General features: G+C 34.4%; 26 protein-coding genes, 4 pseudogenes and 1 riboswitch. Of the genes and pseudogenes, 25 read left to right on the top strand and 5 right to left on the bottom strand.

The genetic code is table 11. The features are described from left to right. Window positions 1-35: 35 nt before the first annotated feature. Together D0S48_RS04560 and D0S48_RS04555 are read right to left on the bottom strand one after the other, a co-directional pair. Window positions 36-638: a TetR/AcrR family transcriptional regulator gene (locus D0S48_RS04560; protein WP_151110344.1), complete on the bottom strand. Its 603-nt coding sequence runs from the start codon at window positions 636-638 to the stop codon at window positions 36-38. Window positions 639-1,001: 363 nt separating this feature from the next. After that, window positions 1,002-1,454: a hypothetical protein gene (locus tag D0S48_RS04555; protein ID WP_144538209.1), complete on the bottom strand. Its 453-nt coding sequence runs from the start codon at window positions 1,452-1,454 to the stop codon at window positions 1,002-1,004. 143 nt (window positions 1,455-1,597) lie between these two features. Here D0S48_RS04555 and D0S48_RS21295 point away from each other — a divergent pair, with 143 nt between their 5' ends. From D0S48_RS21295 to D0S48_RS20545, 9 genes and pseudogenes are all read left to right on the top strand, one after another. Further along, window positions 1,598-1,732 carry a DUF1963 domain-containing protein gene (locus tag D0S48_RS21295; RefSeq protein WP_151113704.1) on the top strand — a complete coding sequence of 45 codons (135 nt, stop codon included), beginning with the start codon at window positions 1,598-1,600 and terminating at the stop codon, window positions 1,730-1,732. Window positions 1,733-1,870: 138 nt separating this feature from the next. Next, window positions 1,871-1,972, top strand: a riboswitch (purine riboswitch). Window positions 1,973-2,126: 154 nt separating this feature from the next. Further along, window positions 2,127-3,422 carry an NCS2 family permease gene (locus D0S48_RS04545; protein WP_151110342.1) on the top strand — a complete coding sequence of 432 codons (1,296 nt, stop codon included), beginning with the start codon at window positions 2,127-2,129 and terminating at the stop codon, window positions 3,420-3,422. Window positions 3,423-3,678: 256 nt separating this feature from the next. Beyond that, window positions 3,679-4,248 carry an SF0329 family protein gene (locus tag D0S48_RS04540; RefSeq protein WP_151110340.1) on the top strand — a complete coding sequence of 190 codons (570 nt, stop codon included), beginning with the start codon at window positions 3,679-3,681 and terminating at the stop codon, window positions 4,246-4,248. A gap of 330 nt (window positions 4,249-4,578) precedes the next feature. After that, a pseudogene (locus tag D0S48_RS04535) lies at window positions 4,579-5,507 on the top strand (DNA/RNA non-specific endonuclease). A 616-nt stretch (window positions 5,508-6,123) separates the two neighbouring features. Then, window positions 6,124-6,735: a pentapeptide repeat-containing protein gene (locus tag D0S48_RS04530; RefSeq protein ID WP_151110338.1), complete on the top strand. Its 612-nt coding sequence runs from the start codon at window positions 6,124-6,126 to the stop codon at window positions 6,733-6,735. Between the two features lie 33 nt (window positions 6,736-6,768). Then, window positions 6,769-8,505 carry a deaminase domain-containing protein gene (locus tag D0S48_RS04525; RefSeq protein WP_151110336.1) on the top strand — a complete coding sequence of 579 codons (1,737 nt, stop codon included), beginning with the start codon at window positions 6,769-6,771 and terminating at the stop codon, window positions 8,503-8,505. Window positions 8,506-8,509: 4 nt separating this feature from the next. Beyond that, entirely contained in the window at window positions 8,510-8,866 is a 357-nt protein-coding gene (locus tag D0S48_RS04520) for an Imm3 family immunity protein (protein ID WP_151110334.1), read from the top strand. 225 nt (window positions 8,867-9,091) lie between these two features. Next, window positions 9,092-9,238: a hypothetical protein gene (locus D0S48_RS20550; protein ID WP_191963870.1), complete on the top strand. Its 147-nt coding sequence runs from the start codon at window positions 9,092-9,094 to the stop codon at window positions 9,236-9,238. Between the two features lie 54 nt (window positions 9,239-9,292). After that, window positions 9,293-9,460, top strand: coding sequence for a hypothetical protein (locus tag D0S48_RS20545; RefSeq protein WP_191963869.1), 168 nt, complete (start codon window positions 9,293-9,295; stop codon window positions 9,458-9,460). A 111-nt stretch (window positions 9,461-9,571) separates the two neighbouring features. On the opposite strand, the gene D0S48_RS04515 is transcribed toward D0S48_RS20545, so the two are convergent. Next, complete coding sequence (locus tag D0S48_RS04515) at window positions 9,572-9,958, bottom strand: hypothetical protein (protein ID WP_151110332.1); 387 nt, start codon at window positions 9,956-9,958, stop codon at window positions 9,572-9,574. Between the two features lie 86 nt (window positions 9,959-10,044). Here D0S48_RS04515 and D0S48_RS21290 point away from each other — a divergent pair, with 86 nt between their 5' ends. Continuing rightward, window positions 10,045-10,344, top strand: coding sequence for an HTH domain-containing protein (locus D0S48_RS21290; protein WP_370455723.1), 300 nt, complete (start codon window positions 10,045-10,047; stop codon window positions 10,342-10,344). 457 nt (window positions 10,345-10,801) lie between these two features. On the opposite strand, the pseudogene D0S48_RS21285 reads toward D0S48_RS21290, so the two are convergent. Further along, window positions 10,802-10,846, bottom strand: a pseudogene (locus tag D0S48_RS21285) (excalibur calcium-binding domain-containing protein); the annotation flags it as partial. A gap of 190 nt (window positions 10,847-11,036) precedes the next feature. Between D0S48_RS21285 and D0S48_RS04500 the strand changes: the two are divergent. From D0S48_RS04500 to D0S48_RS04430, 15 genes and pseudogenes are all read left to right on the top strand, one after another. Continuing rightward, window positions 11,037-11,846: a zincin-like metallopeptidase toxin domain-containing protein gene (locus D0S48_RS04500; protein ID WP_151110328.1), complete on the top strand. Its 810-nt coding sequence runs from the start codon at window positions 11,037-11,039 to the stop codon at window positions 11,844-11,846. Next, window positions 11,846-12,103 carry a hypothetical protein gene (locus D0S48_RS04495; RefSeq protein WP_151110326.1) on the top strand — a complete coding sequence of 86 codons (258 nt, stop codon included), beginning with the start codon at window positions 11,846-11,848 and terminating at the stop codon, window positions 12,101-12,103. The genes D0S48_RS04500 and D0S48_RS04495 overlap by 1 nt, the downstream gene beginning before the upstream one ends. A gap of 347 nt (window positions 12,104-12,450) precedes the next feature. Further along, window positions 12,451-12,657, top strand: a complete 207-nt coding sequence (locus D0S48_RS04490) for a hypothetical protein (protein ID WP_151110324.1) — start codon at window positions 12,451-12,453, stop codon at window positions 12,655-12,657. Between the two features lie 230 nt (window positions 12,658-12,887). Continuing rightward, the gene (locus D0S48_RS04485; protein ID WP_151110322.1) at window positions 12,888-13,253 is read left to right on the top strand and encodes a hypothetical protein; all 366 of its coding nucleotides are present in this window, start codon (window positions 12,888-12,890) and stop codon (window positions 13,251-13,253) included. A gap of 12 nt (window positions 13,254-13,265) precedes the next feature. After that, window positions 13,266-13,460 (top strand): annotated as a pseudogene (locus tag D0S48_RS04480) (hypothetical protein); the annotation flags it as partial. A gap of 258 nt (window positions 13,461-13,718) precedes the next feature. After that, the gene (locus tag D0S48_RS04475; protein WP_151110318.1) at window positions 13,719-13,970 is read left to right on the top strand and encodes a hypothetical protein; all 252 of its coding nucleotides are present in this window, start codon (window positions 13,719-13,721) and stop codon (window positions 13,968-13,970) included. Between the two features lie 503 nt (window positions 13,971-14,473). Beyond that, window positions 14,474-14,998, top strand: a complete 525-nt coding sequence (locus D0S48_RS04470) for a cysteine hydrolase family protein (protein WP_151110316.1) — start codon at window positions 14,474-14,476, stop codon at window positions 14,996-14,998. A gap of 173 nt (window positions 14,999-15,171) precedes the next feature. Next, entirely contained in the window at window positions 15,172-15,465 is a 294-nt protein-coding gene (locus D0S48_RS04465) for a hypothetical protein (RefSeq protein WP_151110314.1), read from the top strand. Between the two features lie 134 nt (window positions 15,466-15,599). Then, window positions 15,600-15,821, top strand: a complete 222-nt coding sequence (locus tag D0S48_RS04460) for a hypothetical protein (RefSeq protein WP_151110312.1) — start codon at window positions 15,600-15,602, stop codon at window positions 15,819-15,821. Between the two features lie 213 nt (window positions 15,822-16,034). Then, window positions 16,035-16,268: a hypothetical protein gene (locus D0S48_RS04455; RefSeq protein WP_151110310.1), complete on the top strand. Its 234-nt coding sequence runs from the start codon at window positions 16,035-16,037 to the stop codon at window positions 16,266-16,268. Between the two features lie 237 nt (window positions 16,269-16,505). Next, window positions 16,506-17,099 (top strand): hypothetical protein, encoded by a 594-nt coding sequence (locus D0S48_RS04450; RefSeq protein WP_151110308.1) that lies wholly within the window; start codon window positions 16,506-16,508, stop codon window positions 17,097-17,099. A 193-nt stretch (window positions 17,100-17,292) separates the two neighbouring features. Next, window positions 17,293-18,120, top strand: a complete 828-nt coding sequence (locus D0S48_RS04445; protein WP_191963910.1) for an MBL fold metallo-hydrolase — start codon at window positions 17,293-17,295, stop codon at window positions 18,118-18,120. A 182-nt stretch (window positions 18,121-18,302) separates the two neighbouring features. Then, on the top strand, window positions 18,303-18,743 hold the full coding sequence (locus D0S48_RS04440) for an ASCH domain-containing protein (RefSeq protein WP_151110304.1): 441 nt from the start codon (window positions 18,303-18,305) through the stop codon (window positions 18,741-18,743). A gap of 552 nt (window positions 18,744-19,295) precedes the next feature. After that, complete coding sequence (locus D0S48_RS04435; protein WP_225321689.1) at window positions 19,296-19,505, top strand: hypothetical protein; 210 nt, start codon at window positions 19,296-19,298, stop codon at window positions 19,503-19,505. 300 nt (window positions 19,506-19,805) lie between these two features. Then, entirely contained in the window at window positions 19,806-20,249 is a 444-nt protein-coding gene (locus D0S48_RS04430) for a hypothetical protein (protein ID WP_151110302.1), read from the top strand. Window positions 20,250-20,385: 136 nt separating this feature from the next. Here D0S48_RS04430 and D0S48_RS04425 read toward each other — a convergent pair. After that, window positions 20,386-21,608 (bottom strand): annotated as a pseudogene (locus D0S48_RS04425) (IS110 family transposase). Window positions 21,609-21,965: the final 357 nt, after the last annotated feature.

The following is a 21,965-nucleotide window of genomic DNA, read 5'->3' as shown; positions in this document are numbered from 1 at the left end:
ATTGATTAATCAATCGTTATTTTATTAAAAAGAATCTATTTGGAATTAACTCCAAATAGATGAATTGTTGAGGGTATAAAGCGATCCCACATAATGCTAGATTCATTGTCTGTTGTATTTAGACGAATACCGATCAAAAGACTAGTGTAAAGAGTAGCGACTATATAAGGATCTTGTTGTATAAATAGATTATTCTTTTGCCCGTTTTTGATTAATAGAATGACTTTTGCTTTAAATTCATCATGAAAGACATCTAGTTTCTCAAATACTCTAGGGAATCGCTGATACTGACCAACAACCTGAACAACCAATCCAAGATAGTTATTGATACCTGCATAGAGTCTAATATGAGTTTTTATCATATTTTCTAATTCATTTAAAAGGTCTTTTGCATCTGGATTAAATGCTAATACTTGGTTTGATAATTCCTCGAGAGGTTCTACAACAACAGTATAAAAGAGCTCTTCCTTATCTTTAAAATAAGTAAACACACTGCCAAAGCTAACCTTTGCAGCCTCAGCAACTTTTTTTATAGTTGTTCCTTCATATCCTTCCGTTGCAAAAAGGTAAGTAGCGGAATCTAATATTATTTGTCTTCTAGTCTGCATATTCAGTATTTGTTTTTCTGATAAAGGCATTATACTCCTCCTTAATGAATGATTAATCAATCGTCTGTTGTTAATAATATCTCTCTTTTTAATAGATGTAAAGTATTTTATTGCAAATTTTAACAAAGTTATTTGGATTGGAATATTTCTTAGTACCCATTTTCTTACTGAACGGAAGGAACAGTTTAGTTCAACAAGAAGGTAGGTGAATTTGAAAGGACATCCAAGTAGTTATTATAAGAAAAGTATTCAAGTAATGGGTTAGTTGAATAAAAAGTATAAGTAACCATCAAGTAAATCACTAGAGTAGTTAATGATTGTACTTCAAGAGTAAATAGAGGTGATCTATTGTTTTAATAGACATAGGGTCTGGTGATATAAACAGAATAATTTCTATCCACTCTCATTATTATTAAAATGATGAAATGTTGCATTCTTTGGCAACACACTTTTAATCATATTAATTTCATTTTCATTAGGATTCTCTATATTAATTTCAGAACCCCAATGTGAAGATTCAAAGAATAAATTGCCCTTAAATTTTAGAAAGATCGAAAACCATTTTACTTCTCCGTGATTATTTAAACTTTCTTCTAAAATATAGTTAATTAGGTTTTGATTTATGTCCCCAACAAAACTAACCATTTTTAAACGGTCTAAACAAATTTTTTTTAGATCCGTTTTCAAACTTAACTCTTTAATAGTTTCGACTTCTTCGTTCCATAAATGAAATTCTATAGAGTCTGCAGATTTTATAAAATATTTAATGAAAGAAAACCAATATTTATAATCTTGCGTGTCATTTTCTTCTGAAAAATTTACATAGATAAAAAAATTATTCTCCATCCAATCCCACCTCATATTTTTAAGTTACTTAATGTACCATTCAATATCCGCTGATTCCCTTTAGAGGATGCTCCATAATCTTGCCATTAGCTTAATAATAAAATTATACACTAGCATATGATTCAACACCTGGGTCAGAATGGATCCCACTATTAACAGTTGATTCAGATGAAAGTCTTGAGTGGTGTTGGCATGACGGCGATAAATTAATGATATTCATTGAAAAAGAACGACTAAATAATTTTGAATTTAGTAGGCTAAAGTCAGATGCAGGCTAAAGAGAAATATATATGTAGATCTAGTGTCTTCTAAAACTTTTGCTCTTTTTAGAATTTTTTTACATCTGTTGCTAAAAAATAATTCCAATTTATACTATTGACGGTTTAAATTAAACTTGTTATCATTCTCCTAATGTTTTTAAAAGAATAGATATACCTTGTATAATTTCAAGAATACGGCTTGAAAGTTTCTACCAGCTACCAATAAATAGCTTGTCTACAAGGAATGGGAAATTAATGATGTTTTTTATTCCATTTTTTGTAGAAAAGCTTTGGCCAATTAGTGGTCAAAGCTTTTTTTATATTAAGAGGATAATAAAATGATTTGGTTGGAAAACTAAATTCAGAGTCATTCCCTTTCAATTCTTAATTATAGGAAATAGGAGATTACAACATGAGAAACTTTTTTAAATTTACAGAACGGAACACTTCCTATAAGCAGGAATCACTCGCAGGGATAACGACCTTCCTATCTATCGCTTATATATTAGTCGTAAATCCTATTATTCTAAGCCAATCTGGGATGGATAGTGGAGCTGTATTCACGGCAACTGCTCTTACTGCAATCATCGGAACACTACTTATGGGTTTACTTGCTAACTATCCAATCGCAATTGCACCTAGTATGGGATTGAATTCATTTTTCACTTTTTCTGTCTGTATTGGGATGGGAATAGAATGGCAAGTCGCTTTGACTGGTGTTTTTGTTGCGGGAATCATTTTTATGCTATTGAGTTTAATGAAAATCCGTGAGAAAATCATCAATATCATTCCACTGGATTTAAAATATGCAATAGCTTCTGGAATTGGTTTCTTCATCACATTTATTGGGCTAAAAAATGGAGGAATTATTACTGGCAATCCAGATACATTTGTTTCCATCGGAGATTTAACTTCACCTATGACCCTACTAGCAATTATTAGTCTTATCCTTACTATTGTTATGTTAGTTCGTGGAATAAGGGGCGGAATTTTCTACGGGATGGTCATTACAACGATTATTGGTATGATTTTTGGATTAATTGATGTTCCTTCATCCATCGTTGGAAGTATACCGAGCATTAAACCGACATTTGGGGTTGTATTTTATCATTTAGATGAGATTTTTAAACCAGAAATACTGACAGTTATTTTCACTTTTTTAATCGTTGCCTTTTTTGATACAGCTGGCGCATTAATTGCACTTACTAGTCAAGCAGGAATGATGAAAGGTAACACGATTCCAAATATCGGAAAAGGTCTACTTGCTGATTCTTCTGCTGGTGCAATTGGCGCTATTTTAGGTACATCGACACCTGCTACGAGTGTTGAATCTTCCGCTGGTATTGCTGTCGGAGGAAGAACAGGCTTTACGTCTGTCGTGATTGCAGCTTGTTTTGTAATTGCTTTATTCTTTTCACCACTAGTTGCAGTTATTTCAGTCGAGGTTACAGCAGCTGCATTAATTATTGTAGGCGCATTAATGGCAATGGAGATCAGTAAAATAAACTGGACTAAATTAGAAGTTGTCATTCCATCATTTTTAACAATTATTATGATGCCTCTTACTTCTAGTGTGGCAATTGGAATCGGATTGGGTTTTGTTCTTTATCCAATTTGTTTAGTAGCACAAAAGCGTTATAAAGAAGTTCATCCAATTATGTATATACTTTGTTTATTATTCATTTTATACTTTGCTTTTATCGTATAGGCAGAGAATTAGAGGACTGTGAGAATACAGTTTCTGGGTAATTAAATTAAAAGAGACATAGATTAGTTCAGCTAATTTATGTCTTTTTTATTATATGAACATAGCATCCATATTTTGCTCATAGACTACTTTCGATACATCACGAACTCTAGTCACACTTAAACCTTGTAATTAGTAGAATAGGTGTTATTGTATTATAAATACTAAAACTAATGCCTCGATAAAAATTTATATTTTAAAGATTAAGGAGAATCTCATGAGCTGGAGCAAATTGAAGAAAAACTTGGAGAGTTATCTCTGTCCTGCATTATATGGAAGGGTTGAATACAGTGCAAGCAGCTACCGTTATTTACCTGATAAATCCGGACTTTGTTATATTACGGTAGATAGAAAGAATGTACTGAATATGAGTGATAAAACTAACATAATCAAATGGTATCTGACTGAGCAGGAAATTAAAAATGATTCAACTATCCAAATACCTATCAACATTGAGGAAATTGAAGCGGTAAAAAAAGAAAGCAATGGTATAATTCCAGAAGATCGTTTACAAGTAATTGCAAGGGGTAGAAAATTATCAGAATATGCAAAGGAGCTTTTGTCAGCGCAGTCATCATTAAGCAAATCAAATTTTGTAATTGTAGCTAATAAGTTTTTATCCACTCCTATAGAGGAAAGCATAGAGAGTAATGATATATTATTGAATGTTCTTGCTTTGGTAGACAGACGGCTTGGCAAAAAACGAATTTTAAACATGTCGGAGAAGATGAAGTTAAAACATCCAATTGTGCAGTATTTTTATAAACTACGGCTCAGTACGTTATGATAATAAATAACGTGAAAGTATGCCACAATCAAATGGAATAAACCAAAACCAAGAAAAATATGCTTACATTAAAGAGTTTCTTACCTTATTGAGTAAGAAACTCTTTAATGTTTTTGCGTCGTACTATGGTTTAAGCTCCGAATATCGACTACGAACTTAGTAAAACCTTATTTCACTTATGGGCTTCTGCACATTTCAGACAAACTACCTGCTGATATACAGTAAATCTTAAAATTTACTATTATCAATAGGCTAACAATAATGTTAGTCTATACTAGTTCCGAAATTTTTAGAATGAACAATATGAAACTATAATAGGAGAGTCCTAAAGTGAAAAAGAAAATGAAATATTTAATTATACTTTTAACGGCCATCTTAATGGTTGGTTGTACAAACGTAGAAGACGCAGCCATTTCAGATGTAACAATTCCTCAAGACATACCCACAGAATCAAATATAAATAGTGAAAAAGAAGAAACTACCCCTACTGTTGTGGAACCAGTAATTGAAGAAATATCAACACAACCAAAAGAGAATCTTTTTTCAGGATACAAACTTATCGAAGTTGATGGGGGGATTTGTCCGGACATCGTGAATCTAACGTGGTCGTTGACATTGGTTACGGGGAACGTGAATATTGGGCATTTACGAATGAACACGGGCAGCTAGTACGTGTCATTGCTGAAGAAATCACTCTACAAGATGATAGTGCCGAGCCTGTATTATCGTCTGGCAGATACTACTCTGATGAGGCTAAGGTGCCGGGTGTCGAAAGTGACTTTTTAGATGAAGGACATATCATTGCTGATTCTCTCGGAGGGGTCTCCAATGCTTATAATATTACCCCACAAGAAAGTACACTTAACCGACATGGTGATCAAGCGTATATGGAAGATGCCATTCGTAAAGCGGGTGGAGCTACTAATTTTGTAGCAATTATCACATATCCTAATACAGAAACGCAGATTCCCTCAAGCTATCAGTATACCTATACGATAATGGGTAACGAGATCGTTGATACATTTGACAATGTGAACCCTGATGAAGTAAATGCATCCCTTGGTTTAACAGAGAGTGAACCTTCCAGTTCAACCAGTTCCAACACAAACGAAGATATTTCCAGTGTGGATACAAACGGTAATGGACAGGTAACCATTAAAGAAGCAAAAGCAGCAGGGTTTAGTATGCCAATCACCAGTGATCATTGGTTATACCCATATATGCATGATAATGATAGGGACGGTATGGTAGGTGAGTAAGTTCTTAGAGCTAAAATAGTGACTCATGTGTTTTAATGTAAAAATATAAAAGAGCACTATATTTTTATAAGTGCCCTAAGTGTTAAATTTTATAGAAATGGCTTTCTTTATTGAACACAGAAGATTTAAGCAAAAGTGCAGGTATTTTTCTACTTCTGTTTTTGGATAGAAACTTCGCATAGAAATTATTAAGCGAATGAAGTGCTTTATATATTCAATAAAGATTAGATACTGTTCCATTGTTCACTCTAAATTAGCAATTAACATTCGACTTTGTGAAAAAAAAATTATAAAGTAATGGGTACTCTAGCAAAGCATGGCCATCTTTCAATGTCAAAAATGCTTAGATGCAGAGGGTTTTATTAAAATGAAATCATAACTTATAATCATTTATGGAGCTCTAAACTTAAGAAAATTTAACTAAGTTTAAAACATGGGGAAATTTCTCATGGTTTTTATAATAGGAGTGTCGACTAAACACCTACATATTGGATCAAGTAGAGTTACTATTGACATTGAGTGGTTATATATTTTCAAGTTTTTTTCTTAAAATCTTTTGAACCAAATTAATAGGGATTTAGAATGTGGGTCGGAAATCATCTGGAGAGGCTAAAGCATGAAACCTGATATAAAAGAAATTACCATTCAATTAGAATGGCACCAAATTTGGATTGAAACTCTTGGGGAACTAGGAGAGAAACTGGGTATAGATGAGGTTGATTTACGGAGTATGAATTTGTCCCATTACCCGCTAGACCAAGCAAATATAACAGATTGTATCTTTGATGGCATAGATTTAAATAACAAGGATCTCTCATCATCTTCACTATGTTCATCAACTTTTATATCTACAAATTTAGAGGGAGCAGATTTTGGTAAATCTAATGTCTCGTATGCAGACTTCACAAATGCCAATATTAAAGCTGCTAGACTTGCTGATAGTGAATGTATTAAAACAGTGTTTATTAAAGCAAATCTGTCAGACGCTAATTTAGTAGCAGGGCTTTTTGACGAAACGGATTTTCGTAATGCAGTTTTATTAAATGCGGATATACGATTAGCAACGTTTGAAAGCGTATTGCTAAACGGAGCTATATTAACTGGAATTCGTGGAATAGAAGAGGCTTTTATAAAAAGTATCAATATAGGAAGCCCAGAACATCCAATAATTCTAACGGATGAAAAAGCTAGGATATGGTTGCGAAATAAAAGTATGAACAATGAGTAAAATTTAAGGAAAGCAATATGTGCGGAGCAGGAATTGACACTTATTGTCCAACTTACCGCTCGTCTAACAGACGAAACAAATAGCATCATGGATCAGGTGAGTGACATTGTAGCCCTTCCCCATCTAGATGATAGCGCAGTGCAGGAGGGGGTTATTAGTTCTAAGAGAAAACGTGATGATACCCTCTCGCAACTGTATGAATTTGATGCAACACAGACGACTGCTTTAAACAATATGGAACAGGATATTCGGACAATGGAAACATGGCTCTCTGATATAGAAGGAATGTTTAAAAGTGGGCTAACGGATGTTCATTTCCAAGCAGATAACTGGGAAGCATTGACTGCTAAAAATAATTTGAAGACAGAATTGGCATCTCGTACATCTCCTGTTGCAGTACTTTCCTCCATAGTGAATAGAGAAAATCAGTTGACGACTATGCTCCAGGCACTTATAGCTGGTAATGGTCATATACGATTTGGCTATGGTGGTTTAATTCACATAAACAATCCTTTTGTGGGTACAGATATGATTGCCTTATCTTGTGCAAGACCAGAGAGCAATGGGACGGAACAAGAAAAAATAAATGTCCAAAAGAACAGCAATATTTTTCAAGACTTCTATGAGTTAGGGATAGGTGCTTTAAAATCTGTAGCAGCAATAAATCCATTCGACGATAAGTCATTCGGTGAAGCTATGCTAGAAAAAGCGAATGATGTAAGTCAAAGACAGACGGATGATTTTGTCGAGGTACAGCGATTCACACACCGTTCAGCAAACACCGCCCTTTTAGGATTACCTTCAGAAGTGTACAAGGCTGGAATAGGAGAGGAGCATTTTTCTGATACCAAACGTGAGTTCGGTGAAGGAGGAGGAACTGATCTTATAGCTGATTCCCTAGGCTATTTAATCCCAGGTGTTGGTGCTGTTAAAGCTATTAGAGGTACATCTTTAGGTGCGAGAGGACTGACAACTGGGATGTCAGCACGAAATTTAGGGCAATTTGCTAAAGAGGGTGCAGCGGTTGGTAGTATAATGTCCGTGGGAGAAATTGGTGGTCGGGAGTTACTAAATCCAGAAGACACTAACTGGAAACAGAATGCTTTAGAGTTAGGTCTAAATATTGGTGCAGGTGCTACACTTGACCCCTTACTTTCAATGGCAGTACCTATTGCTAAGTCTGTACAAAAGATGGTAAATGAGAAATCAATTGTAGAAGCGGTTAATCCACCATCGAAAACTGGTGAAGGGATACCTAAGGGTATGGGTAAAGTGTATCCTACAAGATCGATCGATTCTATAACCGAAGCACATATAATTGATAGAGTGAAGGAACTAAGAGGGAAATTATCTAGTAAATATAAGAAGTCTGGTAATTTTGCTCTTGCAGAGGTGGATGTTAATAGTTTAAATAAAAAGGAGTTTTATGCTTCAAGTAAAATAGATGAATTTAAAGGGGATTTGGAAGAAAAAGTTCCTGAAATTTCATTAAAGCCAAATGAGCCAATTTTTGAGGCATCTCTAGCACCTGGTAAAGATGGAAAACCATTTATGCGAGATTCTGATACTGAGTATAAGATTTTAAATGAAATTGCTTTAAAACTGGGTGATGATGTACATGCTACTGGTAAAATTAAGTTATTCACAGAACTAGATACGTGTGACAGTTGTAGCAAAGTAATAGCTGAATTTGCTAATAAATATAAGAATATTGAATTGGAAGTTATTCACAATAACGGTGAAAGACTTAAAACAACAAAAGAGGAGTGATATCTTGGAAGACTGGGAATATAATGAAATATTTGAGGCTATTAATGAAGACTACAATGATTATTTAAAATTAAATAGAGGACATGAATATGCAATAGCAAGAACTGTTAATGATTATATAAATCTTGGAAAGATAGAAGACTTTATTGTTGATACTGCTATAGGTGAAATATTGTTATCCAAAAATAAGGTCTTTATTGGATATGTTGAAGGGATAACAAAGAGATTAAGTATGTTTGAAGATTTAGATGCTACAAGTGAACTCACACATGAAGAAATAGCTGACTTGACTAATAGGATAGAGAAAGTACTAGATGGTCTTACTAAGGTTGAGATAGATTATAACCCTTACTCCCAGTAGTAATTTGCGAAGTTGTGATGATGAAATTAATTAAAAGCACTTGATTTCCTTTTAGGACATTAGGTGCTTTTTATGTGATATTTATGCTTTGGATAAAATAAAAATGTCTAAATTAAATCATAGCTCGTAAAGGTTGTACCATCTAGGCATTCAGTTTTAATGCTTGGTTTGTGAAAATAATAATGATAAATAGGTGAGATGAAATTTTACATGCCGAGAGGACTTATGATACTGCCAAACACACAAACTAATGAAAATGACAAAGCTCGTAATGCTATAGGTAGTAACGATACATACATAAAGCTTGTGAATAAAAGGAAAGTGAGCATCTTTTGGGGAGATAAAAAAGAAAATAATTTAATTGAAAATTAAAAGTGCAGCCGAACGTCAAACATGGTTGCCACTATTCTACGGAGGTAAAATCTAATGACGAAATATGTAGGGGTATCACGAGTAGCAATGTTAGACGGAAAAGTTGTAGAAGCAATTGAGATTAAAGACAACGGAGTAGAAATCTACTCAGATGGCACAATTATTCAAATAATAGCAAAGGAGAAAAGTAATGCGACTGCTAAACGTAGTCGCTTACCCTAAATTGAAACAACATGAACCAGAAGCAGATTGTTTTGATAACAATTATGGATTCAATAAATTAGCCAAACAAATGCAGAAGTATCAAAATGACCAATATCTCGCTAAACAACATTATTGGCATAACACTGAAGAAGGTTTGCAGCGATTAGACGAAATTAGAAAGCCTTTCGAGCCGATCGAACTGCCAAATGCTTTTTCGCTTTCAATCCCAACTTCACCAATGCCAGCGAAATCAATAATCATGTAGTCTTTCGCTATCTTTTTCACCATTCCAATGTTGCCATTGTAAACTGGTGCTCCCCCTTCTTCTATATCGGGCAATAAAGTTTTATACTGATTTTCATTGAGTAATACTTTAGAGCCTTCATACATTTTGAACTCGATTCCTTTAAATTTACCTTTGACAAACCTTTCTGAGAAAATATCCAAATGCTTTTGTATCGCAACATTAACCTTTGTTACATCTTCATTGGTCATGGCAATGACTTGAGTTTCCAATAAGTCCCCAGTAGACACTTTAAAAAGAGTCCACTCTATAGGGTCTTTTTGTGTAAAATTAGTTAAAGAGGAACGAGACAGGAGAGTTGGGGAGGAGTAAAAGGACATTCACTGAGAAAGAGATTAGCCTATTATCTAAAAATCCTTATGTTAGGTCGGTTAGTGAAAAAGGAATTACATATTCCAATGAGTTTAAGAAATCTTTTATGAATCAATCTGAAAATGGCATGTTTCCTAGGGAGATATTTGAAGCATCTGGATTTGATATAGAGGTAATAGGGATGTCACGTATCCGCAATTCAGCTAGACGATGGAGAAAAGCATTCAAGAAAGACGGAATTTTTGGCTTTGAAGATACTAGGCTTAATATCAGGGCGACCTCGTGAAAGAGAACTTACTCCAGAAGAGAAGTGTTCTAGGCTGGAAGCACAAATTATTCTGTTGAAAGCAGATAATGAACTTCTAAAAAAGATACGATTCGCCGAAAGGGGACAACAGAAGAAATAAATTTAGCAGTTGAAAACAAATTTAATCTGATCCAGTCTGTCATCGTTAAATACAACTTGAAAAGAATGGTCAGTTATCTCTGTGGAATAGCCGGCGTATCACGCTCTGGCTACTATACTCATTATTCTGAGGAAGTGGTAGAACAAAGAAAACAGAAGGATAAGAAGGACGAAGCTTCACGGGATATTATCCTAAAAGCTTATCAGTTCAAAAGACGTAAGAATGGTGCGCGTCAGATCAAAATGACACTGAGCAATCGTTCTAATTCATTCCCTTTTAATAAAAATACACCAAAAAAATCCTCTATTCGATCAAGAGTATATGTTTTATTTTCCATCACTTTTCACACGCCCATCCATCGCCATCACGATCTATGCTAGAAAGAGCGAATGATGTTGGTCAAAGACAGACGGACGATTTTGTCGAGGTACAGCGATTTTCCCATCGGACAGCTAATACATCTCTTTTAGGTTTACCTTCAGAATTGCACAAGGCTGGAACATGAGAGGAGCATTTATTTTATACTACACGTGAGTTTGGTGAAGGCGGTGGTACTGACCTTGTAGCCGATATGCTGGGCTATGTAGTACCTGGGCTTGGGGCTGCTAAAGCTATTAGAGGTACATCTTTAGGAGCAAAAGGACTAACAACCGGTATCTCTGCACGCAATTTAGGGCAATTTGCCAAAGAGGGTGCATCGATTGGTGGTATTGTGTCCATCGGAGAAATTGGAGGTCGGGAGTTACTAAATCCAGAAGACACTAACTGGAAGCAAAATGCTTTAGATTTAGGTCTTAATATTGGAGCAGGTGCTACATTGGATCCCTTATTATCAATGGCAGTACCTATTGCTAAGTCTGTAAAGAAGATGGTAAATGAGAAGTCAATTATAGAAGCTGTTAATCCACCATCGAAAACTGGTGAAGGGTTACCAAAGGGTACGGGTAAGATTGATTATGTGGAAGACACAGGCCGCCTTGGTGGTAAATACTATAGTGAAAAAGACCTTAAACTTTTAGGAAATTATCTTGGAAAAAGAGGAGTAACACTCAAGGTAGGAGATGAGTTTTTGCCACCAGGAAAAGGAGGAGGCTTTAACTATAATACTGGGGAATTGGTATTGAAAAGTAACCCCACACAATATGAAGTTTGGCATGAATTGTCACACTATATCCAATATAAACAAATTGGGAAAGAGGCTTATTCAAAGTTGCCTCGTACAAGCGGATCAGTTCCAATAACTGATTTAACAAGATTCAATGCTCCTGAGCAATTTGTTTATGATATGTTATCAAATAACCCCAAAAGGTGGAATTATTTAAACGAAGCTGAGCAACTACATGCAAACTGGTATATAACACAATATGGAGGTATTCGATAATGAAGTTATCTAGAGAAAGAGCAGAACAACTTGCACTTGAATATGTAAATAAAGATAAGAATGACAATTTCAAGTTAGAACTAATTGATGTAGAAGTTTCTAAAATTTCCCCAAAATATTGGGCCGCCACTTTTGAAGTTAGAACGTCAGAAGGCGATATTTTAGAGGGTCCTTTACTTATACTTGTAGATGACGATTTTGAAAAAGCAATGAGTTTAGATGAGGCTGTTGAATCTCACATGGCTAATAGAGAATAAGTGAAGTATCCTTTTCAAATCCAAATTGAAAGAACCTTGATTGGCTTTGTGCCTTTCAAGGTTTTTACTTTATTTTTTTTAAAGACGTCTGATAATTGATTGAGACAATAAAAAAATGAATTGTTTAAGAATCGAGAGCTCAAGATGGTAGTACCACATTACGGAATATCATGTTAATGCCTGGTTTGGTGGAGTGGAATAATAATTAGGCGAGTGCTTTACTTCAATAAGGAGAGGTACGTATAAGACGTGAAAAGGCACTAGATTCTCCCTATGATTTTGTAAACTATTGGATTTTCAGAATTTCAGATGGAATTGTATCAGGAGCCAATGAAAGAAGTGCCAAAATGTTCGACTCAAAACTGGATTTTTTAAATTATGCTTCATTTGGTTTTAGTGGAATGGTTAAAGAAGCGATCTTTCCAGATGATCCTTTGTCAAAAGAACATTGGCAAAATAGCTTTGGATTTTTTGGAAGCTTAATTGGACTTAGATGGGCAGCAACTACGACACCGGTCAAGAAACCTGGTAATGTTGCGGGGAAGGTAAAGTAACAAATGAAGGAAAAAATGCGAGTAAAAGTACAAATAAAAATGGAGAAGTAGAAGGAACATCTAAGAGTATTGGTAAAACTGGAGAGGTAATACCTCTAGAAAAAGTAAAGCCCAATGTACTTAAACAATTACATGCTGATGATAATGGAGTATATGGATATTTACCAAATGAGGGTACTGCATATTATAAAACAGAATATGACTTTACAAATGTTGAATGGGCAAAAGAAATGCAAAGTGTAAGAAAAGATTATCTTGAAGCATCTAAACAATTAGAAAGTGATATTGAAAAAATGACATCTGAAGGATTTTCTAAAGAATATATAGCTGAACGTGTAGTAGAAACACTTAATCAGCAAAAAAACGCAGTAAGGGAAAATATGACTGCTGAGGAGCGAGCTGGTTTAGAGGTAAGAAATATTAAAATGTATGGTAATCCAATAGGGCCAACAGCTGAGAGTATGTTTAATAAGATAAAAGAGTCGTACATTGATAAAGGAATTTATGAATCAGATGCTCAAGTATGGGATATTATAATTCAAAAATCAATGAAAAAAGATGATGTAATAAACACACTCTTGGGACTAGAGCATTAGGAGGGAAAATTTATGATTATAATGAACAATTATTCTCAGACAGGGACGTATATTATATTAGAACCTAGTGGATATTCAGTAGTCGAAAAAAATAAAGTACAGAAGGTTAGACAAGGTGTCGGAGGATTTAGTGATGATGGACAGTTAGTTGGTATTTACGTTAAAGATAGCAAACTATTTTTTTTCTATAATGGTAAATCATTTGATTAACTAAAAAGGATTATACAATTTAGAATTTAAATTTATTTATAAAGAAAGAGAAACTCAATTACTAAAAGCGTTTAAAAAAGGGTAAGAGATACAGGTATTGATTTAGCTTTTATATTAATTTTAGCTTCGTTGGGCATTAATCCATTTCTCGATATCATCGAAGCGAACAAACCGTCATTTTCAATCAATTTCTTATATATTGAACTAGCTATAACTTCTGTTATGTCCGTGGTACCCAGAAGAGGAGGAGTAAAAATGGCTTCGTATGTTTTATTATTAAAGGAATATGAAGATGATGAAACTGTAGTTTACAACTTTGGACCTAATGCAGAGATTATGGGTCAAATTGAGTTAAATAAAATTACCAGGAAGTTTTCAGAGTTAGAAAGTTTATATGATCAAAATATTCCCTCTAATTTTTATTTTGATCGAGCTGCTCAAAGATTGGCAGTTTGCCTGGTAAGGGAAAAAGGTATATTTCCAGATAAAACAGCTTTTGAATCATAATAGACATAAAAAAATCTTGTTGGGTGGAGGGCGCTGACTATACTTTTTGAGACAGGAATAAAACACCCTATTCATGCAGGCAATTGACGGTATTAAACCTGAGATTGGCTGTTTGTTTTCGTTTGAATCATGGATTAAGTGAGTGATATTGTTGGTCTACCCCATTTAGTTCAGTGCAATTTAATTTATGTAGAATAGTGAGGTTTTTAATCTACGGTGGGGTTGCTACAAGAAGGATTAACGCCTAAAATATCGAGCAAATAGGATGAATTAAAGGAAAAAGGGTAGTTTTCAACCGAGTTGGAGAAAAGGATATCAGGAGATCCGAGCTTTCAATTATTAATTTATTTAAAAATAGATAGGAACAAATTGGATAGTTATGTTAATATTTGAATAATATTGTGAAGGTTTTCACTTAAACTAAAGGGGCAGGTTAGTTGAATAAAAATATTCGAATATTTATAATATAAACAGAACGTATATTCTGTATTAGGGGGATGAATATGACAAAAAAAGCGTTACTTATTATTGATGTTCAAAATGGAATGTTTCAAGAAGGAAATGTTGTCTTTAATGGTGATAGATTATTAAAAAAAGTAAATGATTTATTAAAAGAAGCTCGATTAACGAAGACACCAGTTTTTTATATCCAGCATAATGCACCTGCTGGAAAACCATTAGAATCGGGAACAGAGGGGTGGGAAATTCATTCTGTTATTGCCCCCGAAAATAAAGATATAGTAATACAAAAAGCAACTCCAGATTCATTTTTTAATACATCTTTAGATGAAGAATTGAAGAAAAAGGGGATTGAACATATATACATTACTGGGATTCAAACGGAACTTTGTGTAGATACAACATGTAGAAGGGCATTTAGTCTGGGATATAAGGTGACTTTAGTTGAAGATACACATAGTACCTGGGATTCTCATGAATTAACAGCACAACAAATTATAAATCATCATAATAGTGCCTTAAATTGGTTTGCAGATGTTTATCCTAGTAATGAGATTAAATTCAATTGATTGTGAATGGTTGTACTTAAACTAACGGGACGGGTGCTTTAGCTTACAAGTGGCTACCTGTAAGGGGAGCTTTTTCTTATTGAACTAACGCGGCAGTTTAGTTGAAGAAGGATTTTTGCAAATGTAAATTGAAATATTAGAAAAGAAGTGCAAGTTTTAGGGGGAGAAATAAAATGAATAATCTTTTAGATTCATTTTTAGACGATGAGATTTCTGACCAAGAATACTATGATGGGATTTATGAATTTATCGTTTCTTTTAACATTAGGTGCGGAGAATACGAAGGCAATCGCTTTATTATTAAAAAGATGGACCATATAAATTTTTTTATTTTTGACGAATACGTTAACCCAAAGGATGGACATAGGGAAATTCATCAAACAATTTCAATTTATAAAGATAATTTAATCAAACTAATCAATGAGCATGCCAAAAAACAGGGATTTAAATTAAGGGATCCTTATTAAGCTAACGGGTGCTTTAGCACAATATGGCCATCCTTTCGATGGTCTATTTTTATGTAACTAAGCAGCTGTTTAGTTGAAGAACCGACTCATGATTTTTAAAAACTGCTGGGTTTAAATTTAGAAAGGAATTTTAAATGGAAAGTATTTTATTATTAATTTTCGGTATAGGATTTATTGCTTTTGGGATTAGACACAATAAAAATATTCACAACGAAGAAGGTTTTGGTTCAAGTGATTCTGTCATTCTTGAATTTATAACGAGTTGGACAAATAAATTACCATATTGGTTTACAAAAACAATTTATTTATTGATTGGGCTTGGGTGTCTGATTGGGAGTTACCTTACATACTTTTAAAAGAGAATGGGAAGGATTCTTATTCAAATAACGAGTGCTTTAGTTTAAGATCATGGGGTTGCTTAGGCAACTCTTTTTTCTTATTGAACTAACGATGTAGTTTTGTTTAATAAGGTAAATTAGGATTAATATGGTAAAATAAATAATAACTCAAATGTTTTTGTTCAGCTTCCTCTATTGAGCTTAGAACGTTACCTTTTAGGGGGATTTTAAATGGAAAAAATCTTAGTAAAAACAGGGATATATTCACTGGTTTTATCTTTCTTCTTATTAGTTGTCTTTATGAAAAGAGAAGATAGCACAACTGATTTTGAGGGGATGACTTCATTTGTTGTAACGCCTTATCCAGAGTTTATCTTTCATATTTTTAGATATTCTATTATCACTTCAATCATTGCAGTAATATTTGTGGGGCTATATATACTGTCAAATAAGGAAAAAAAGTAACAAACTTAACAGGTGTATTATTACTTTATAGATATTGTGAAAGTTGGTACTTAAATTAACAGGTAGCTTTAGCAAAATATGGCCATCTTTTTGTTGGTCTATTTTTATGTCCAAAACTTTAAGTCTTTTTTATTTTATATAATTACCTTTTCTGTTTATCTTAGTAATACGAATTTGCATTATTTCTTGATTTTTAGTATTCTGTAATGTCACCAAATTATAGAAAGAAGGAAATATATGAATAGTTTAAAGAGGGCTTTTCATAAAAAACAACAAGCAGAGAACATATTAAGAGAATTACAACTAATAGAAAAGTGGAATGAAATTGGTGACTGTTTTGTCGTCGGAGCTACGGCATATGACTTGATTGTTACACCTGATATTGATTTAGAAACATTTTGTGAAGAAATAAACCCTGCAAGAATTATGAAAGAATTAGCTGTTCTCCTAGCGAATCCAAATGTGCTTGAATTAAATTATCATGATTATTCAAAATCCGATTTTAACGGTCATTATTTTAAGTTAGTTTATCAGGTACAGGAAGTACATTGGACTATTGATATGTGGCTATTTTCAAACAACAGAGAAGGTGCACTTTCAAGAGATATAGTTCCTTTTATGAAAGAGACCTTAACAACGGAAACAAGGGAAATTATTTTGGAAATCAAAGAAGCGTTAATGAAAAAAGAACAAGATTTCTCTTCTGTTTTCATTTATCAAGCAGTATTAGAGTTTGGTGTTAATAACGTAAATGATTTTTTAGAATGGACTATTACTCATAATACGACGGTACCATACCATTGGCGACCTAAATCAATGTACTTAAACTAATGGGTGCTTTAATTCAAGAAAGAGTAAAGCTTTTTTTATTGAACTTAATTCAGTAGTTTAGTGAAAATGAAGAATGGGAATCTGCGGGATTTCATTCAAAAGTCTTAGAGTAGTCCATCATTTATAATGATAAAATTAATCGCGTAAGATTTCAGATAATATAATTTAAGATGAATTTTTGGGGAGAGGGATTATTTTGAATAACTATATTTGTAAGACGTGCGGGGTACAGTATGAAAAGTCTATTGAGAAACCAAAGGAATGTAAAATTTGCGGTGAGGAAAGACAATTTATAAGTTCGAATGGGCAAATATGGACAACATTAGAAGCTATGATTAGAGAAGGTACATTTAAAAATACTATCAATTTCGAAGAAGAAGGACTTTATAGCATAATCACTAGTCCAAGTTTTGGAATTGGACAAACTGCCTATTTTATAAAAGATAAGAACTTTAATTTGTTATGGGATTGTATTTCTTATATCGACGAAAATACCATTAGAGAAATTGAAGCCTTAGGTGGGATTGATGCGATAGCTTTGTCTCATCCCCATTATTATTCTTGTCAAGTAGAATGGGCTGAAGCTTTTAATGCTCCCATTTACATTCATGAAGACGATAAAGAATGGATCACAAGACCAAGTGATCGGATAGTTTTTTGGGATGGTGAGTCCCTTGAATTAGAAGAAGGAATCATCATACAGAGAGTTGGCGGTCATTATAAAGGTGGTTCAATTTTAGAATGGAAGAATGGCGGCAACCAAAGTGGGATTCTACTAAGTGGAGATATTATTCGCGTCGTAGATGACCGTTCATGGGTAAGCTTTATGTACAGTTATCCAAATTTTATTCCACTTCCAGAAGCTACTGTAGAAAGGATTTCAATTAGGGTAAAAGAGTTGAAGTTTACTTGTTTATATGACGCATTTCATCGTGTCATTAAAGAAGAAGCCAAACAAAGGGTACAAAAATCTGCAACTCGTTATATTGATGCTCTAAATGGCACACTATTTAGTACATAATAAAACTGAAGTGAAGCGTTTCTGCATAATGCAGAAACGCTTTCCTAATATAGATAAGATTGTGAAATAAGGTACTTAAACAAACGAGTACTTTAGCAAAGTATGGTCATCCTTTCGATGGTCTATTTTTATGTCCAAAATTGGAGAACAAGAAATAAATTTATATTTAAGGGAGATTATTAATGGATAAGGTACAACAATTTGGGAATGACTTTTGTGTAGCAAATAGTAAGGAAGGGACGGAATATAGAGGTGCATTTCAATTTGGAGCTTCGGCTGATTGGTTAGCTAATTTAGTTGTCGAGGGAAAGAAGACAGCGACAACTTCGGGTTTGGTGTTTTATGAGTTAGAAAAAGAAGCAATACCCCAAGCAGGCGAATATTATATTGTTCTAAATGGTCAAGATGAGCCTGTCGCAGTCATTCAAGTTCAATCTGTCGAAGTTGTTCCGATAAATGAGGTAACAGAAGATTTCGCCTTAGCAGAAGGAGAAGGGGATTATCAGTTTTGGTGGGAAGCACATGAAAAATTCTTTACCGAAGCACTAAAAGAATATGATAAAGAATTCTCGCCAGAAATGTTAGTTGTACGTGAGCGGTTTGAAAAGGTATATCCAAAATAAATAGTAATAAAATCGCACGCGATTGTTTAATAAGCGTCGCTGTTCATATTAAACTCCCATGAAAATTAAAAAATTCTCAAAATATAAAAAATGTATAACAAAAGAGACTCAGAATAAGCTTTTTTAAAAAAGGCTGAGCCTTTAGAGTGGTTATATTAAGTTGAAAGTTAAATCAGGAATCAACTCCATTCTTCTTATAATAAAGGCATGGCTGGTGCAGTAACCAGAATAGGATTAATCTCCCATGAGTGCTACTCGTGTAGAGTGCGACAGTCTGTGATGCACCGTGGTCGTTGGAGTCAGACTAACGGATGGGCTCAATGGCACCATAGTTGATCGACCTTCTTCGCCAGCCATAGTATCCTATACCTGTTTTTCACATTTTCATTCTCTGTGGTGTAGCGCTGGTTTTGCGCTACATGGATGGCTAACGGGTGCTTTACTACGATAAGGGGTAAAGCATTTTTTTTGAACTATCGCAGCAGTTTAGATTAATAATAAATAACAACATGGGAAGAATAAGGAGTAAACATAAATCTGAGGTGAATCTTGATGGTTAGGCGATACTTAGTCTTATTAGGGTTTTTATTGATTGTTATAACTCTTACGCCAATTGTTGTTGAATCAGAAACCAGTTCAGAAGTAGAAGGATTCTATGTCACAACAGAGGACATTATATTAGATATTATTTTTCCAATTATTGATAAAAGAGTATTAAAGGAGTATGGGCAGAATACTCTAAAGAAGATATTGTTAAGGTAAGAATATCCCCATCCTGTGAAAGTAAAAGCATTAATAAACAGATATGTAATCATGGATTCAAAATTGATATATTAGATTATAAACATTTGTCCCCATGAGAATTTGCACCTCTTCAACTAACGAGTGTATTTTAGTAAAATATGGCCATCATTTCGATGGTCTATTCTTATGTCCAAAACATTAAGTTGATCTCAGATATGCATTGTGAAATGTTACACTTTAACTAACGCAGCAGTTTAGTTGAAGAAGGAATTGAGACTTTATTTTTAAATTAACGTCTAATTAAAAGGGGTGTTATGTATGAAAAGGATAGTTACTTTTACATTATTTATCGTATGGTGTTTTGCATTAGTTGGCTGTAATCAAGAAGAAACAATAAAAACACCAAAAGAAATACAAGCAGAGAAACCACAAACTGAACATATTGAAAAAAAACCTTTTACAGTTGAAGAACGCCAAAGTGAAGGGTATAAAAGTATAAAAGAAGTTGTTAAATCTGATGAAATAGAGACTGTTGTCAAAATAATTGAAAACGCTAAATGGGAAGAAAACATTGAGGTGGAGATGGAACTTCCTCCTGAATATCGTTTTAGCTTGGGTTCAATTAACTATGCTATATGGGTGACTCCAAATAAAGATAGATTAGAGATAATTGCTGAGGGTCAGGCAAAATATATAAAACTGCCAATAAAGGACTCAGAAATTTTATATAAAATAATTACTGGAAAAGAACTTGAACTTTAAGGTAGAAAATAGTTATTCAACTCCCATGAAAATTAAAATCTTCGATTTAGAGAAAAAGGCAATACGAAATCTGACGCAACTCAATTATTTTTTAAAAAAGTGCAGCGCCTAAATAAGAATCAAATTATGGGTTGGATTAGGAGGCATTTGGTTCAGTGATTGTAACGTTATAACCTAAGCTTTCAAGTCTTCGAACAGAATATCGTACAATCGATTGTTCTTTTTGCTTATCAAAATAATCTTCACCTAAGTCTATATACATTTCTTTGCGTGTTAGGAGATAGTAGCTGATTCTTAAAATGGCATGAGCGACTGATATTCCTGCACGCTTTTTACCTTTTCTTGATGCAGTACGCCTATACAGGGCTCCCAAATAGGTTTTAGATCCTCTGACAGAATGAGCTGCTTCAATTAATGCTGATTTTAAGTACTTGTTTCCTTTTCTCATGTTGGTTGATTTCCTTTTGCCCGCACTCTCATTATGTCCAGGTACTAATCCTGCCCATGAACATAAGTGCGCCGAACTGGGGAATTGCTTCTCGACATCCGTACCGACTTCGGCTAAGATTTGTTCAGCCATTCGAGTGGCAATACCGGGAATGGAATCCAACCTCTCAATATCTTCTTGGTGGGAGGATAATCTAGTAGCCACCTCTTGATTTAGCAGGTCAATCTGTTCAGTAAGAAATTCTATATGAGTCAGAATGGTTTTTAACATTAGTCGTTGGTGTGGATTGATATATCCTCGAAGCGCTAGTTCGAGTTCATCCTTTTTCTTCATTGTTCGACGGGCAAAGCTTGCCAGTTTTTCTGGGTCGTTTTCGCCATCGGCAATCGCACGAAGCATATCAAGGGATGAGGCACACCCATAATGTCGGAAACAACAGAACCTAGTTTGATATTTGCACCTTCCAATACCTTTTGAATCCGATTATGTTGTCTTGCACGTTCTTCGATAATACTACGGCGGTACCGAACTAACTCACGCAGTTCTCGTTGATTCCGGTCCGGAATGTAACTTGCTTTTAGTAGACCATGACGAAGGAGTTTGGCAATCCATTCTGCATCCTTCACATCGGTCTTGCGACCAGGCACTGCCTTCATATGTTGGGCATTCACGACCAAAAATTCTATACTTTCGGCTTCCAGTAAGTTGACGATGGGCTTCCAAAATACTCCTGTGCTCTCGATTGCTACATGGGTACACTCATGCTCCTTAATCCAGTCTATTAACTGTAGTAGAAATACAGTTTTAGTGGAAAACGTTTGAATCTCCTTTCCTTTTGGCGTAATAATACAAGCAGTAATGGAGTCTTTATGGACATCCATTCCACATGCACGATCAATGATTACTTCCATTGTAATCATCCTTTCTACGGCAAATAGTATTGGAGGCTGGTGCAATAACCAGAGTAGGATTAATCTCCCATGAGTGCTTCCCGTAAGGGAGCGACAGTCTGTGATGCACCGTGGTCGTTGGAGTCAGACTAACGGATGGGCTCTATGGCACTATAGTTGATCGACCTTCCTCTCCCAGCCGTAGTATCCTATACCCGTTCTATAAACATTTTCATCTCTGTGGTGTAGCGCTGATTTTGCGCTACATGGATGGCTAGCGGGTGCTTTAGAAAACAGGGCTATCAGGTAAGACAGCCTTTATCCACAAACGAAGGAAAAAAAGTGTTGCAAGCAGCACTTTTTATCTTTAAAATTTTC

The organism is Psychrobacillus sp. AK 1817 (assembly GCF_008807035.1).
GTDB classification, from domain to species: Bacteria; Bacillota; Bacilli; order Bacillales_A; family Planococcaceae; genus Psychrobacillus; species Psychrobacillus faecigallinarum.
Note: the sequence above shows the minus strand (reverse complement) of the source record. Positions and strands in the feature narration are given on the sequence as shown.

Coding starts and splice junctions, on each gene's coding strand:
- D0S48_RS04560 (WP_151110344.1), bottom strand. CDS start 638: ATGCCTTTATCAGAAAAACAAATACTGAATATGCAGACTAGAAGACAA.
- D0S48_RS04555 (WP_144538209.1), bottom strand. CDS start 1,454: ATGGAGAATAATTTTTTTATCTATGTAAATTTTTCAGAAGAAAATGAC.
- D0S48_RS04545 (WP_151110342.1), top strand. CDS start 2,127: ATGAGAAACTTTTTTAAATTTACAGAACGGAACACTTCCTATAAGCAG.
- D0S48_RS04540 (WP_151110340.1), top strand. CDS start 3,679: ATGAGCTGGAGCAAATTGAAGAAAAACTTGGAGAGTTATCTCTGTCCT.
- D0S48_RS04530 (WP_151110338.1), top strand. CDS start 6,124: ATGAAACCTGATATAAAAGAAATTACCATTCAATTAGAATGGCACCAA.
- D0S48_RS20550 (WP_191963870.1), top strand. CDS start 9,092: ATGATACTGCCAAACACACAAACTAATGAAAATGACAAAGCTCGTAAT.
- D0S48_RS20545 (WP_191963869.1), top strand. CDS start 9,293: ATGACGAAATATGTAGGGGTATCACGAGTAGCAATGTTAGACGGAAAA.
- D0S48_RS04500 (WP_151110328.1), top strand. CDS start 11,037: ATGCTGGGCTATGTAGTACCTGGGCTTGGGGCTGCTAAAGCTATTAGA.
- D0S48_RS04495 (WP_151110326.1), top strand. CDS start 11,846: ATGAAGTTATCTAGAGAAAGAGCAGAACAACTTGCACTTGAATATGTA.
- D0S48_RS04490 (WP_151110324.1), top strand. CDS start 12,451: ATGTTCGACTCAAAACTGGATTTTTTAAATTATGCTTCATTTGGTTTT.
- D0S48_RS04485 (WP_151110322.1), top strand. CDS start 12,888: ATGCAAAGTGTAAGAAAAGATTATCTTGAAGCATCTAAACAATTAGAA.
- D0S48_RS04475 (WP_151110318.1), top strand. CDS start 13,719: ATGGCTTCGTATGTTTTATTATTAAAGGAATATGAAGATGATGAAACT.
- D0S48_RS04470 (WP_151110316.1), top strand. CDS start 14,474: ATGACAAAAAAAGCGTTACTTATTATTGATGTTCAAAATGGAATGTTT.
- D0S48_RS04465 (WP_151110314.1), top strand. CDS start 15,172: ATGAATAATCTTTTAGATTCATTTTTAGACGATGAGATTTCTGACCAA.
- D0S48_RS04460 (WP_151110312.1), top strand. CDS start 15,600: ATGGAAAGTATTTTATTATTAATTTTCGGTATAGGATTTATTGCTTTT.
- D0S48_RS04455 (WP_151110310.1), top strand. CDS start 16,035: ATGGAAAAAATCTTAGTAAAAACAGGGATATATTCACTGGTTTTATCT.
- D0S48_RS04450 (WP_151110308.1), top strand. CDS start 16,506: ATGAATAGTTTAAAGAGGGCTTTTCATAAAAAACAACAAGCAGAGAAC.
- D0S48_RS04440 (WP_151110304.1), top strand. CDS start 18,303: ATGGATAAGGTACAACAATTTGGGAATGACTTTTGTGTAGCAAATAGT.
- D0S48_RS04435 (WP_225321689.1), top strand. CDS start 19,296: ATGGTTAGGCGATACTTAGTCTTATTAGGGTTTTTATTGATTGTTATA.
- D0S48_RS04430 (WP_151110302.1), top strand. CDS start 19,806: ATGAAAAGGATAGTTACTTTTACATTATTTATCGTATGGTGTTTTGCA.